The sequence below is a fragment of the Pseudomonas sp. MF6767 genome (assembly GCF_016405475.1).
Lineage (GTDB): Bacteria > Pseudomonadota > Gammaproteobacteria > Pseudomonadales > Pseudomonadaceae > Aquipseudomonas > Aquipseudomonas paracarnis.
The window spans coordinates 196,316-210,368 of the sequence record NZ_JAEKCY010000002.1 but is presented as its reverse complement, the minus strand read 5'-3'; the positions used below and the strand labels follow the sequence as shown (position 1 = coordinate 210,368).

Below are 14,053 nucleotides of genomic sequence, written 5' to 3'. Positions count from 1 at the left end.
GGTAGTTCGTGACTGGTTCCATGCCCAGATGTTTTTTTGTGTTGGGGTGTCGGAAAACTGCATTTTTAACTGGGTTATTCTCTGAAGTCGGCAGACCCGTATTCTCGGGTCGTTGAACCTGTGATTTGCTGTATAGCGGTTGACTTCCCATGAGGTCCGCCGTTGAGGTTTGTACTAGCCTTACGAGTTCTCTTCAGTTTTTTAATGACTCTGTATCGTGTCGTAACGGCCATTTTTTGTGCTGTTCGCTTTGGCGGTCAGTGCTTTTTTGATGTGGGGGCGTTTCCTTGGCAGTCAGTAATCTGGATATGCACGCGTTATTCGTGCTGGGTGATTTGCGCGCAAAGTTGGTCAAGCAGTTTCAATCTCGGTTTGTCTACGTCACTGAACAGACGCCGGAAGGTATTTATATCGCCGAAATCGATACCGAAACGGCGCTGGTCGTGGACGACAAGCCACGTCTGGAACTCAAAGTAGGTGACCATTTTCGCGCAGCGGTATTGCCCAGCCGCGAAGGTGGCAAGTTCGAATTGAGGTTTCGCGATATCAAGTTGACCGTCTACGGCCTCGGCGACTATGCCTTTGTGTCGTCGAACGAAGGCCAGGGTATTGTGTTCAAGGAAGGCCACAGCGTGATGCTGGTATTCGCCGCCCATGAGCAATTGCAGGAAGGGTTGACCAAGACCCTGAAGGCCGTGACTGGCAAAGCCGCCAAGTGGCGCAAGGGTGAACTGGTGACCTTCAAGGCCAGCGAGTAGGCGATAAATACGCTGTGCATCTTTGTCTTTTGGAACCTCTACTACAGTTGAGTTGACTTAACTATTCAGAGGCTTCGCGCATTCGCAGCAAAGCCGTTCGCCATGACTGCGAAAACGCGAGGTGCACAGGCATGAAAGGATTGAAGTCACTGCTGGCGGCGGGCCTGACGACCCTGAGTCTGTCATTGCCGGTATCGGCTGCCCAGGCACCGGTGCATTTTGCCGACCTGAACTGGGAAAGCGGCAGCCTGATCACTGAAGTACTGCGTTTTATCGTCGAGAAGGGCTATGACCTGCCCACCGACACCTTGCCTGGTACCACCATTACCCTGGAAACCGCCCTGGCCAAGAATGACATCCAGGTGATCGGCGAGGAATGGGCAGGCCGCAGCCCGGTGTGGGTCAAGGCTGAAGCCGAAGGGAAGGTGGCGGGCCTGGGCGATATCGTCAAAGGTGCGACCGAAGGCTGGTGGGTGCCGGAATACGTGGTCAAGGGGGACCCCTCCAAAGGGCTAAAACCCCTGGCTCCAGACCTCAAAAGCGTGCAGGACCTGGCGCGCTACAAGGACGTGTTCAAAGACCCTGAATCTCCGGGCAAGGGGCGTTTTCTGAACAGCCCCATTGGCTGGACCTCCGAAGTGGTCAACAAACAGAAACTCAAGGCTTATGGCCTGGACGACAGCTACGTGAACTTCCGCAGCGGTTCGGGGGCGGCGCTGGATGCGGAGATTGCCTCGTCGATTCGCCGGGGCAAGCCCGTGCTGTTCTATTACTGGTCGCCGACCCCGTTGATGGGGCGCTATAAATTGATCCAGCTGGAAGAACCGCCATTTGATGCAGCTGCGTGGAAGACCCTGACTGACGCAGACAACCCGAACCCGAAGCCGACACGCTCATTGGCTTCCAAGCTGAGCATTGGCGTGTCGACGCCGTTCCAGCAGGAACATCCACAGATTGCCCAGTTCTTCGAGAAGGTCGAGTTTCCCATCGAGCCGCTTAACAAAGCCTTGGCGACGATGAGCGAGCACCACACGCCGCCTCGGGAGGTGGCCCAGGCGTTTCTCAAGGAACATCCGCAGGTGTGGAAGGCCTGGTTGACGGAAGATGTGGCGCAGAAGGTCGAGGCGAGCCTCAAGTAACCGGCGGTCTTTGTATCGAGCGAAGATCAAGATGTGGGAGCTGGCTTGCCTGCGATGACTGAGTGTCAGACAACATATTTTTATGCTGACCCACCGCTATCGCAGGCAAGCCAGCTCCCACATTCAATTGCATTTCAAGTCAACGGTCGTTGCAGCGTTAGAACTTGGTCTGTACGGCCAGCTCAAAGGTCCTCGGTGATCCCAGATAGTACGCCGGCGACACATGGGCAAACTCGGCATACACCTCGTTAGTCAGGTTACGTACGCGCCCGGTTACCGAGGTATGCGCATCCACCTTATAGCGCAGGAAGGTGCCGAACAGCGTATAGGCCGGTACGGTCTGGGTGTTGGCATTGTCCGCATACACCTGAGCGACATAACGCGCATCCACCCCGCCTTGCCAATTCTCGGCAAAGTCATAGGTCAACCACAGGTTGCCCACGCGCTTGGGCACGTTGGTTGGCGTATTGCCCTTGCGCGACACCACGGCGCCGCTGGCGATTTTCTCGTTGAACTCATCGTACTGCGCGTCCACCCAGGCGAAGTTGCCTTCGGCCAATAGCCTCGGCGTGATGCGCAACGAACTGGCCAGTTCGATGCCCTTGGACGACTGCGCGCCCACCGGGATGCTGCTGGTCGGGTCCAGCGGGTCGGTGACGGCGAAGTCCTTGCGTTCGATCCTGTACGCGGCGACCGTGGCGGAACCGCGGCCCTCCAGGTAATCGAACTTGCTGCCGATTTCCCATTGCTTGCCGGTGGACACGTCGAACACCTGGGTAGTGGTGTTGGGCTGTTCGACGGCGGTGCTGTATTGCACATAGACGTTGGCGGAGGGGATGAACTGATAGGTCAGGCCCACCCGGCCCGTTACCGGCTCCCAACTGCGCTTGAAGTGTCGCGGGTTGGTGGCGGTGATCGTACGATGGTTGGTCACGTCCAGATCGATGGCGTCATAGCGCAGGCCAGTCAGCAGCGAGAGCTTATCCGTCAGTCCCAGACGGTTTTCCACGAACAGTGCCTTGGTCGTCACCTGGTTGGTCTTGTCCTTGACGAAACCTGGCCGGGTACCGGGAATATCATAGAAGTGCCCCGGGTTGTAGTGGTTCGGGTCTACGGTACTTTTGCCCGGCACGTTCAACGGGCTGTTAGTGGTGCTGTTGATCTTGTACTCAAAACCGCCGGACCAAGTGGTGGCGAGGCCGAAGACGCTCGTGTCATGGCGCAGTTCGAACTGGTTGCCGTTCTGCTCGCCCTGATGCCGCACCTGATAGGCCGTCGAGCGGTTCACCGCGCTGTTGTCGGCGTTGTATTGGTAGGTCTCCAGGTTGCGGTAGTCGCGCTGGCTGTCGAGGTGATAGAGGGTGTTTTTCAGTGTGGTGCTGTCGTTGATCCGGTAGTCGATGATCGAGCGTGCCCAGATCGTACGTTGCTCATAACGGCCGTCGGCAACGTTGTAGTTATTGAAGCGGTTGTGCTTGTCGATCTTCAGCTCACCGGCCTTGGGGTTGAGTACCGGCGTGCCCCAGTACGGGCTGTCTTCATGCTCGTCCTGATACTCCAGCGCCAGGGTGTGGGACAGGTTCGGGGTGAGGTCGCTGAGCAGGGAAAACGCCACGCTCCAGGCATCGCGCTGGTCGCGGTCGATGTAGCTGTGATTGGTGTTGCGGCTCACATCCAGGCGGGCGTAGTGCTGCACCTCGGTGCCGGGTTCGGTCAGCGCATGGTTGAGGCCGAACGCCATACCGGCGGTGTCGTAACTGCCATAGCTCAGTTGGCCCTCGATGGCCTGTTCCTCGCGGCTTGCCAGCTTGGTCACGTAGTTCAGCGAGCCACCCACTGAGCCTGCGCCGTTGATCAGGGAGGAGGGGCCGCCTACCAGTTCGACGCGGTCATAGATCCACGCATCCACCGGTCGCGCCAGGCCCGTGGCGACATTGATGCCGTTGAACATCTGGGTGATCTGGCTGCTGGTAAACCCTCGGTACGAGACAAACCCGCCAAACCCAGGCGGCGCGCTGGCGTTGACGCCGGGCAGGGTATTGGCCGCATCGCGGAAGGTCTTGGCGCCGTGGCGCTCGATATCGTTGCGGTTAGCAATGGCCACCGACGCCGGGGTTTCCCGCACGCTCAGGCCCAGGCGCGAGGCCATGCCGCTGGATTGGTCCAGGGCCAGCCCAGGCTCGGCACTTTGCTCGCCGTCAATGGTGGTTGGCGCCAACTCAAGGGCCGAGGCGCAAACAGGCAGGCAGCCGAACAGGCCCGCCAACAGGGGTAAATGTTTCATGGTTGAATCCTGAAAACTTGGCTCGAAAACAACGCACTGCTCCCCGTACTCCTTACGGAAACGAAGCGGTGCAGATCAGAACGCGCAGGGATCAGGCGAAGGCAGGTGGCGCGCGCGGATTAGCCGCAGGCCAGGTGAAGCGGGCGGGAATGTCGGCGGCGAGCACCACCGCTGCGGGTGGCGCATGGGGTTGCGGCAGGACTGCCACATTCAGGTGGGAGTTGAGCGCCGGGCCCATGCCGCCGGTAGAACACAGCGGGCAACCAAACGCCTTCGACAGCGTTGGCAGGCTCTCATCCGTAGAATTGCTGGGCAGGGGCGCCTGGGTACGTGGGTCCACCGTACAGAACTGGCCGCTGATGCCGTTGAGCTGCATCCCCACCATCTGCCCATGACCAATGCTGCAGGCGAACACATTGAACAGGACGCAGCAGTAGAGCGTCCAGGCAATGAGTGAGCGGTCGGCACGGGCGAGTTTCATGGGGCGGCACTTTATCATCAGCGACCGACGAAATGCCTGCAAAAAAACTCAGGGCGACTATCCTCATTCGCACATTTTTATGGAGCGCCGACCATGAGCTTTGTGATTGCGCGGTGGATCGTCGGGGTATTTACCTTCATCAGCATGGTGCACCTGTATTGGGCTGCGGGTGGCAAGCTCGGCAGCCTGGCCGCTATCCCGCAACTGCCCGGAGAGTTTGCCTGCGGGCCGCGACCGGCGTTCAAGCCGTCGGCGCTGGGTACTTTTCTGGTGGCGATGGGGCTGGTGGCGATTGCCTTGCTCGTGTGTCTGCGCGCCGGGCTGTATTTCTCGCCGGTGTCCCACGGGGCGTTGCAGTGGGGTATCAGCGCGATTGCCGTGCTGATGTTTGCCCGGGCGATTGGGGATTCGGAGCTGGTGGGGTTTTTCAAGAAGGTCGGCGGGTCGAGGTTTGCTCGCCTGGATACCTATTTCTATTCGCCGTTGTGCCTGGTGTTGGGCGCCGGCTTGCTGGTGGTGGCGTGGAGCTGAGCCTGAGCCCACAGATACCTGGCTGACACCGCGCAATCCAAATGTGGGGGCTGGCTTGCCTGCGATGCAGACACCTCGGTCTACCAGCCAAACCGGGTTGATCCCTTCGCAGGCAAGCCAGCTCCCACCTTCAACCACGCTCGACAGGTAAGCCCGAGCGCCACCAAGCCCCTGTGGCCGCCATTTGATTCACCTCCAAGTATTTCCCAGACAAAAACACACCCCCCGGTTTTATAGCGCTTGACCTTCCCAGTATGGCAAGCCGGATAAAAACCCCACGTGTCGGTTTGTCTTGAAAATTCCAAGGAGGGTGAACGATGTGCACCAAACCAGTAAGCCTCATTACCGGGGCGTTGGCCGTAGCATTGATGCTCGGCGGATGCTCGGACAATGCGCCGCCAGCTGCAGCAGCCAAGCCACCCGGCGTGCCGGTCGCCCAGGTGGTGGCGCGTGCGGTGACGCCGTTTGTGGAGTACACCGGTTCGTTGACCGCCATCGACCAGGTTCAATTGCGCCCGCGAGTCAGTGGCTATCTGCAAAGTGTCAGCGTGCCCGAAGGGCAGTTCGTGGCCAAGGGCAGTCAACTGTTTGTGATCGATCCGCGCATGTTCCAGGCGGCAGTGAACGCAGCCAAGGCACGTCTGCGCGAGGCCGAAGCCAATGCGTTGCTGGCCCAGGCCGAGCATGGCCGTGCCGAGCAGTTATATGCCAAGAAGGTGGTGGCACGTGATCGTCTCGACACCGCCGTTGCTTCGTTGAACGCCGGCAGAGCGCAGGTGGAGGCCGCCAGGGCTGCGTTGGATACGGCCCAACTGGACCTGAGTTACACCCGCGTCACCGCGCCTATCAGCGGGCGCATCGACCGCGCATTGGTGACGGAAGGCAACTATGTGACCCGCGGGGAAACACCCCTGACCACGATTGTCTCCATCGACCCCTTGCATGTGTATTTCGATGTGGACGAACGCACTTACCTGCATTCGCTGGCGGCGACGCGGCAGCACGCCGGGTCCAAGGACGACCAAGCCGCCAAGGTCATGGTGGCGATGCTCAACGACACCACCTATGCACGGGCCGGTCGCGTGGATTTTCTGGCCAACTCGGCTGACCGCAAGACTGGCACGGTGCGCGTGCGTGCGGTGGTGGAAAACCGGGATGGGCGCTTGACGCCGGGGCTGTTCGCCAAGGTCAAGCTGGATACCGGCTCGGCGCAACCCCGGGTGTTGATTGCCGACCATTCCATCGGCACCGACCAGGGCCGCCGTTATGTGCTGGTTGTCGGTGAGGGCGACAAGACCGAGTACCGCCCGGTGGAACTGGGCCCGGTGGTCGACGGCCTGCGGGTCATCGAACAGGGCCTGCAACCGGGCGAGCGCATTGTCGTCAAAGGCCTGGTGCGCCCCGGCATGCAGGTAACACCACTGGCTGCCAGCATCGAGGGCAAGCCGCTTGAAGCACCGCTGGCGGTGGGGGGCGTGCAATGAGCTTCCCACGCTTTTTCATTGACCGACCGATCTTCGCCATTGTCCTGTCGGTGTTGATGATGATCGGCGGCATCGTGGCCTTCTTCCATTTACCGTTGAGCGAATATCCCGCCGTCACGCCGCCCACGGTGCAAGTGACGGCGTCGTATCCGGGGGCCAACCCGCAGGTGATTGCCGAGACGGTGGCGGCGCCGCTGGAACAGGTGATCACCGGGGTTGAGGGCATGCTTTACATGACCTCGCAGTCGGCCACCGATGGCCGCATGATCCTGACCGCAACGTTTGCCCAGGGCACCAATGCGGACATGGCCCAGATCCAGGTGCAGAACCGTGTGTCGCGAGCGTTGCCGCGCTTGCCCGAAGAGGTGCAGCGCCTGGGCGTGGTCACGCAGAAAACCTCGCCGGACATCCTCATGGTGGTCCACCTGCTGTCCCCCGACCAACGTTATGACCCGCTCTACATCTCCAACTATGCCTACCTGCAGGTGCGCGATGAGTTGTCGCGCCTGCCGGGGATCAACGATGTGCTGGTGTGGGGCGCGGGTGAATACAGCATGCGCCTGTGGCTCGACCCGGACCTGATCGCCGCCCGTGGCTTGACCGCCGGCGATGTCATCACCGCCGTGCGCGAGCAGAACGTGCAAGTGGCGGCCGGCTCGGTCGGCCAGGCACCGGATTCCACTGCGGCGTTCCAAGTCACGGTCAATACCCTCGGGCGCCTGACGGATGAAGAGCAGTTCGGCGATATCATTATCCGCACCGGCGATAACGGCCAGGTCACGCGCTTGCGCGATGTAGCACGTATCGAGATGGGGGCCGATGCCTATGCGCTGCGCAGCCTGTTGGACGGCGAGCCTGCGGTGGCCTTGCAAATCATCCAGAGCCCTGGGGCAAACGCGCTGGATGTGGCGCAGTCGGTGCGCGATACCATGCAGCGTCTGCAAACCAACTTCCCCGAGGGGTTGGTGTCGCGGATTGCCTATGACCCCACGGTGTTTGTGCGCGCTTCGCTGGAGTCGGTGGCCATCACGCTGATGGAAGCGATCCTGCTGGTGGTGATCGTGGTGGTGGTGTTCCTGCGCAACTGGCGCGCGTCGCTGATTCCATTGATGGCCGTGCCGGTATCGATCATCGGCACCTTTGCGGTCATGCACCTGATGGGCTTCTCCCTCAATACCTTGTCGCTGTTCGGCCTGGTGTTGTCGATCGGCATCGTGGTCGACGATGCAATCGTGGTGGTGGAGAACGTCGAGCGGCATATCGAGAACGGCGAGGAGCCGATGCAGGCTGCGCGACGGGCGATGAGCGAGGTCACCGGCCCTATCATTGCGATCACCTCGGTGCTGGCGGCCGTGTTCATTCCCACCGCGTTTCTCAGTGGCCTGCAAGGCGAGTTCTATCGGCAGTTTGCGCTGACCATCGCGATTTCCACCATCCTCTCGGCGGTCAACTCGTTGACCCTCAGCCCGGCGCTGGCCGGCCTGTTGCTGCGGCCACGGCATGCCGCTGTGGTGCATGACCCGCGCAGCCTGCGTGGTCGTGCCGCACGGCTGTTGGAGGTACTGGGCCGGCCGTTCCAGCGTGCGCCGCAAGCCTATGGCAACACTGTGCGCAAGGTCGTCGGCCGTCGTGGCGTGGCGCTGTTGGCTTACGGCGGCTTGCTCGCATTGACCTGGTTCGGCTTCAACGCGGTACCGGCCGGCTTCGTGCCGATGCAAGACAAGTACTACCTGGTCGGTATCGCCCAGCTGCCGAACGCGGCCTCGTTGGAGCGTACCGATGCGGTGGTGCGGCAAATGTCGAAAATCGCCCTGGATGAGCCGGGGGTCGAGAGTGTCGTGGCGTTCCCGGGACTGTCGGTCAACGGCTTCGTCAACGTTCCGAATGCGGCGGTGATGTTCGTCATGCTTGATCCGTTCAAAGAGCGCACCTCGCCGGATATGGCGGCGGTCGCCATCGCCGGGCGTCTGCAGGCCAAGTTTGCGAGCATCCCCGACGGCTTCCTCGGCGTGTTCCCGCCGCCACCGGTGCCGGGGCTCGGGGTAACCGGGGGCTTCAAGCTGCAGGTCGAGGACCGTGGCGGCGTCGGGCTGGAGGCGCTGGTGCAGCAGACCCAGGTACTGATGACCAAAGCCACTGAGTCAGGCCAGGTAGCCGGGCTGATGACCAGCCTGGACGTCAATGCGCCGCAACTGAATGTCGACATCGACCGCACCCAGGTCAAGAGCCAGGGCGTGCGCCTGGCGGATGTGTTCGAGTCGCTGCAGGTCTATCTGGGGTCGCTGTACGTCAACGACTTCAACCGGTTTGGCCGCACCTACAAAGTCACGGCCCAGGCCGACGCGGACCATCGCATGCAGGCCGAAGCCATTGGCCGCCTGCAGGTGCGCAATGCCGCCGGGGACATGCTGCCGTTATCAGCGTTTGTCACGGTCACGCCGAGCTCCGGGCCTGACCGGGTGATTCACTACAACGGCTATCCCTCGGCGGATATCTCTGGCGGCGCGATGCCTGGGGTCAGCTCCGGGCAGGCGGTTGCGCTCATGGAGCGCCTGGCCCAGGAGGTACTGCCCGAGGGCGTGACCTATGAATGGACAGATTTGACCTACCAGCAAAAGCTCGCCGGGTCATCGGCCCTGTTTATTTTCCCGCTGTGTGTGCTGCTGGCTTATCTGATCCTTGCCGCGCAGTACAACAGTTGGCTGCTGCCGTTGGCGGTGTTGCTGATCGTGCCCATGTGCCTGCTCAGCGCAATCCTCGGCGTGTGGCTGGTGGAGGGCGACAACAACGTGTTCGTGCAGATCGGGTTGGTGGTGCTGGTGGGCCTGGCGGCGAAGAACGCCATCCTGATCGTCGAGTTTGCCCGCAGCCTTGAAGCCGAAGGCGCCAGCCCATTGGAAGCGGTGATCCACGCCTGCCAATTGCGCCTGCGCCCTATTTTGATGACGTCCCTGGCGTTTATCGCCGGCGTAGTCCCGTTGGTGTTTGCCAGTGGCGCCGGGGCCGAGATGCGCCATGCCATGGGGGTTGCGGTGTTTGCCGGGATGTTGGGCGTGACGCTGTTCGGTCTGTTCCTGACGCCCGTTTTCTATGTGGTGATGCGCAGCCTGGCGCTGCGCGTGCAGCGTCAGGGGGCGAGTCCGACGGTGCAGCTAAAGGAGAGCGCATCATGAAACAGGCGTATCCAGCTTTTCTGTTGTCGTTGACCCTGTTGGCCGGTTGCGGCTCGGTGGGGCCGGATTATTCCGCGCCAGTGCTGCCCGCTGCGCAGCGGGCGACGAGCTTCGGCGCGCCCATCGCCGGGCTTGGTCCGGGCGAGGTCGAAGTGCAGTGGTGGCAAGTGTTTGACGAGCCGGCATTGAGCCAATTGATCCAACAGGCACTGGCGGCCAACCACGACATCGGCATCGCCGCCGCACGCCTGGACGAAGCCAAGGCGCTGTTGCGCGAAAGCCGTCAAGGCTTCCTGCCCAGCGGCGGCGCCGCCCTGGGCTACGAGCACCGCCAGCGCAGCGAGGTCGAGACTCCCTTCGGCGAGCAGCGCTCTATTGAAACCACCCGTGCGGCGGTGGATGCAGCCTGGGAAATCGACTTGTTTGGGCGCGTGCGTCGCTCGGTGGAGGCGGCCCAGGCCCAGGCGGGGTCGCGTCAGGCGTTGCTGCGCAGCGTGCAAGCGAGCGTCGCGGCGACGGTCGCGGCAACCTGGTTCGAGCTACAAGGGATCGAAGCCGAACAGGCGGTGGTCGCGGATATCAGCCAGAGCCAGCGCGACAGCCTGGGCCTGGTGGGGCAGATGGTCAGCGTCGGCGCCGCCACCGAATTCGACCGGCTGCGTGCCGAGGCCTTGTTGCGCAATGTCGAGGCGGTAGCGCCTGACCTGGAGCGACGTCGCGCCAAGTCAACCAACGCGCTGGCGGTGCTGCTGGGGCAAGCGCCCCAGGGGTTCAAGCCACCGCTGGCCCGGCCTGGGCGTGAAACCTTGAACCTGCGCACGTTGCAGGTGGGAGACCCGGCCGGCTTGCTGGCGCGCCGTGCCGATATTGCCGCGGCCGAACGCACGCTGGCGGCTGCGACCGCGCAGATTGGCGTGGAAACCGCTGGCTTGTATCCGGATATCCAGGTGCAGGGTTCCATCGGTTTGCTGGCCGGAAGTCTCAGCGCCCTGGGCGATGCGGGCATGCAGTCGAACTTTATCGCGCCGGTGATTCGCTGGTCACTGCTGGACACCGGGCGCGTACGAGCGCGGATTGCCGCCAGCGAGGCACGCACCCAGGCGGCATTGATCGCTTATGACCAGACCGTGTTGCGGGCCCTGCAGGAAACCGATGATGCGTTCCAGGCCAACCGTACGGCCGGCAACGCCCTGGGCTTGCGGCTGTTGGAGGCGGCCGCCAACCGTGAGGCAGCCAGCTTTGCGCGCGAGCGGTTTGCGCAAGGCGAGGGTGTGTACCTGGATGTGCTTGAGGCCGAGCGCGCGGACTTCACCAGCCGCCGGGCGTTGACGGCGGCGCGCACGGAACAGCGCTTGGCGGTGGTGGGGATCTATAAGGCGCTGGGTGGTGGGTGGGAGATCTGTGAGAGGGCGGGGCAGGCGTGCAAGGGGGCTACGGTGTTGCGCTAATGTGGACCTGTGGGAGCTGGCTTGAACTGCGAAGGCGGCCCGCCAGCCGACGCCTATCTACCCGACACCCCAACGATCCAAATGTGGGAGCTGGCTTGCCTGCGATAGCGGCCTGACAGCCGACACAGGTGTCAGACCGAGTACATATCCATTCCTGCGGTAACGGCCACTTAGGGTTCCGCTCTTACAGCGGGTCACTTTTGGAAAAGAGCCCGGAATGCCGGCCCAGCCAAAAGTAACCAAAAGGGCTCTTGCCCCACCACTCGGCACCTCGCCCAGGCTCGGTGTGCCCGTAATCCGCCAGTGATTTGGGGGGCCGCCGCCACGCGCCATCCATGGCGCGGGGCGGCTAAACCGGCATCCCTGCCGGTTTACCCCCCAAATCCCTGTCGAATTCCGGCCAGCGTGGTTTAACGGGGCGCTTAAGATCAAAAGCAGATCAAGAGCAAGATCAAGAGCGGCTCGCTTCGCATCGTGGTTACCGTCTACCGCTATAGCGTTGTGCAAATACTCATCCTCGCCTCAGGCAAACAGGCCAAGATTTCGCGCCTGGACAGCTCTGCGTCCGTCATACTGGCAAGCATGACTTTCGACTCGCCTCTCGCCGCTTACCAACATGCCATCGCCCAGCCAGGTTTCGTCGCCGACGACGCCCAGCGCCGGGCGGTACAAGCCTTGCAAGCCTGTCACGAGGCCTTGCATCAAGGGCGTTCGTCGATTGCCGGCGTTTACCTGTGGGGCCCGATGGGGCGTGGCAAGACCTGGTTGATGGACCAGTTCTACCAAAGCTTGCGCGTGCCTGCGCGGCGCCAGCATTTTCACCACTTCATGGCGTGGGTGCACCAGCGCTTATTCCAGCTCACGGGCACCCAGGACCCCTTGCAGGCGTTGGCCAGGGAGCTGAGCCAGGCGGTGCGCGTGCTGTGCTTCGATGAATTGTTTGTGAATGATATCGGTGACGCGATCATTCTCGGCCGCCTGTTCCAAGTGATGTTCGAAGAGGGTGTGGTGATGGTGTGCACGTCCAACCAGCCGCCCGACCAGTTGTATGCCGGTGGCTTCAACCGTGAGCGTTTCCTGCCGGGTATCGACGCGCTCAAGCAGCATATGCAGGTGGTGGCCGTGGACGGTGGCGAAGATCATCGCTTGCATCCCGGCGTGGGCATGCAGCGCTATTGGGTGAATCAGCCCGAGGCACTGGCGGCGGTGTTCCGACAGTTGAGCCAAGGCCAAACCGTGACCAGCGGGGTGGTAAGCGTAGGGTACCGCACCATCATGACGGTGCAGGCCAGTGACACCGTGCTTTGGTGTCGCTATGCCGACCTGTGTGAGCAGCCCCTGGCCGCGATGGATTTCATGCTGTTATGTGATCGCTTCCACGCCATCCTGCTAGGAAACGTCCCCAACCTCAGTGCACAGAAACGCCCGGGCCGGATTGCGCGTGGCACTGAGGACAGCGCCGAGCGCGTAGTAGCCGGGGATCGAGAGTTGCCACAGTTGTCGGTGCATGACGACAGCGTACGGCGTTTTATCGCGTTAGTGGACGAATGCTACGACCGCAAAGTGCCACTCTTTATCGACGCCGAGGTGCCGTTGCACAGCCTGTACACCGAAGGCTACCTGGAGTTTCCTTTCCGCCGCACCCTGAGCCGTCTGCAAGAGATGCAGTTGGAACGCTTCGCCACCTAGGAAAAATCGCCGCTCCAAAGCTCTTTGCACGCTTTGATGCGCGCAACCTTCGCATTTTCTGTCAGCGATTTGTCGCTTATCTCCTTCATCTACTGCCGACTCCACGCTTACAATCGCAGCTCTCAAAGGGAAACGATTCCCTGGTTGTCGCTATCGAGGAAGGAAATGGACACCCCAGACATCCTGGTGCTGCAAGCCAGCTATACCAACGCCGTGCACGCCGACGCCATTGGCCTGTTGCTCAACCATTACGCTGAAGATCCGATGGGCGGCGGCCACAGCCTGCCAGCCGATCTCTTGCAGCAGTTGCCAGCCGAACTGGCCAAGCGCCCACACGCGTTCAGTGTGCTGGCGTTCGTCGGGGGGGAGCCAGCGGGATTGGTCAATTGTTTCGAGGGCTTTTCGACCTTCGCCTGCCGGCCCTTGGTCAATGTCCATGATGTGGTGGTGAAAGAGCAGTTTCGGGGGTTGGGGTTGAGCCAGAAGATGCTGCAAAAGGTCGAGGAAATCGCCCGGCAGCGCGGTTGCTGCAAGATTACCCTCGAAGTGCTGGAAGGCAATACTCTGGCGCAGGCGGCGTACCGCAAGTTTGGTTTTGACGACTCAGTGTTTGATCCGGCCCATGGGCGGATGTTGTTCTGGAATAAACCGTTGTAATAAATAACCGGCAAAAAAAGGCGCCATTAAATGGCGCCCAATAAACCTTTGCCAACGGAGCAGAATGGCGCAGGGTGCTACGGATTAAGTAAGCATTAACTCAGCTGTTCGGTTGCGCCTGTTCAACCGTGTCGGCCTTGACCGACTTGCCATCGGCGCTGGCAACTTGTTGCTCAGCCTTGCCGTGGGTTTTTTCCTGAATGAAGCTGAAGTTGTTGTAGAACTCCTTGGAGCGCTCTGCGCCGCCCTCTGCAAAGGCAGCGGCAGAGGTCAGGGTCATCAGGCTGGCCAGCATCAAGGTCGAGAGTTTCATAGTGGTATCCCCATTAAAGTGATAGGTGTCTGGTCGCTTCGTGATCAGATCATGGAGCGACTATGGCGTTATCTTATTAAGTGGGAATTAACGGGA

At 61.3% G+C, this 14,053-nt stretch carries 11 protein-coding genes; 8 read left to right on the top strand and 3 right to left on the bottom strand.

From position 1 onward, the window contains the following. Window positions 1–308: 308 nt before the first annotated feature. Both JFT58_RS04260 and JFT58_RS04255 read left to right on the top strand, forming a co-directional pair. Window positions 309–758, top strand: a complete 450-nt coding sequence (locus JFT58_RS04260) for a hypothetical protein (RefSeq protein ID WP_052199932.1) — start codon at window positions 309–311, stop codon at window positions 756–758. Window positions 759–889: 131 nt separating this feature from the next. Continuing rightward, entirely contained in the window at window positions 890–1,897 is a 1,008-nt protein-coding gene (locus JFT58_RS04255; RefSeq protein WP_054897786.1) for an ABC transporter substrate-binding protein, read from the top strand. 157 nt (window positions 1,898–2,054) lie between these two features. On the opposite strand, the gene JFT58_RS04250 is transcribed toward JFT58_RS04255, so the two are convergent. Further along, complete coding sequence (locus JFT58_RS04250; protein WP_054897787.1) at window positions 2,055–4,181, bottom strand: TonB-dependent receptor; 2,127 nt, start codon at window positions 4,179–4,181, stop codon at window positions 2,055–2,057. Window positions 4,182–4,272: 91 nt separating this feature from the next. Continuing rightward, window positions 4,273–4,662 (bottom strand): DUF2946 domain-containing protein, encoded by a 390-nt coding sequence (locus tag JFT58_RS04245; protein ID WP_034125684.1) that lies wholly within the window; start codon window positions 4,660–4,662, stop codon window positions 4,273–4,275. 93 nt (window positions 4,663–4,755) lie between these two features. On the opposite strand from JFT58_RS04245, the gene JFT58_RS04240 reads away from it, so the two are divergent. The 6 genes from JFT58_RS04240 to JFT58_RS04215 all read left to right on the top strand — a co-directional run bounded on the left by JFT58_RS04240 (window position 4,756) and on the right by JFT58_RS04215 (window position 13,644). Continuing rightward, window positions 4,756–5,193, top strand: coding sequence for a DUF3995 domain-containing protein (locus JFT58_RS04240; RefSeq protein ID WP_054897788.1), 438 nt, complete (start codon window positions 4,756–4,758; stop codon window positions 5,191–5,193). Window positions 5,194–5,510: 317 nt separating this feature from the next. Beyond that, on the top strand, window positions 5,511–6,677 hold the full coding sequence (locus tag JFT58_RS04235) for an efflux RND transporter periplasmic adaptor subunit (protein ID WP_054897789.1): 1,167 nt from the start codon (window positions 5,511–5,513) through the stop codon (window positions 6,675–6,677). Then, window positions 6,674–9,850 carry an efflux RND transporter permease subunit gene (locus tag JFT58_RS04230; protein ID WP_034125681.1) on the top strand — a complete coding sequence of 1,059 codons (3,177 nt, stop codon included), beginning with the start codon at window positions 6,674–6,676 and terminating at the stop codon, window positions 9,848–9,850. The genes JFT58_RS04235 and JFT58_RS04230 overlap by 4 nt, the downstream gene beginning before the upstream one ends. Continuing rightward, window positions 9,847–11,298: an efflux transporter outer membrane subunit gene (locus JFT58_RS04225; RefSeq protein ID WP_032901662.1), complete on the top strand. Its 1,452-nt coding sequence runs from the start codon at window positions 9,847–9,849 to the stop codon at window positions 11,296–11,298. Before JFT58_RS04230 ends, JFT58_RS04225 begins: the two co-directional genes overlap by 4 nt. Window positions 11,299–11,880: 582 nt before the next feature. After that, entirely contained in the window at window positions 11,881–12,987 is a 1,107-nt protein-coding gene (gene zapE, locus JFT58_RS04220; protein ID WP_198834300.1) for a cell division protein ZapE, read from the top strand. Window positions 12,988–13,152: 165 nt separating this feature from the next. Further along, window positions 13,153–13,644: a GNAT family N-acetyltransferase gene (locus JFT58_RS04215; protein WP_034127723.1), complete on the top strand. Its 492-nt coding sequence runs from the start codon at window positions 13,153–13,155 to the stop codon at window positions 13,642–13,644. Window positions 13,645–13,744: 100 nt separating this feature from the next. On the opposite strand, the gene JFT58_RS04210 is transcribed toward JFT58_RS04215, so the two are convergent. Next, window positions 13,745–13,957 carry a hypothetical protein gene (locus JFT58_RS04210; RefSeq protein ID WP_034127722.1) on the bottom strand — a complete coding sequence of 71 codons (213 nt, stop codon included), beginning with the start codon at window positions 13,955–13,957 and terminating at the stop codon, window positions 13,745–13,747. Between the last annotated feature and the right edge of the window lie 96 nt (window positions 13,958–14,053).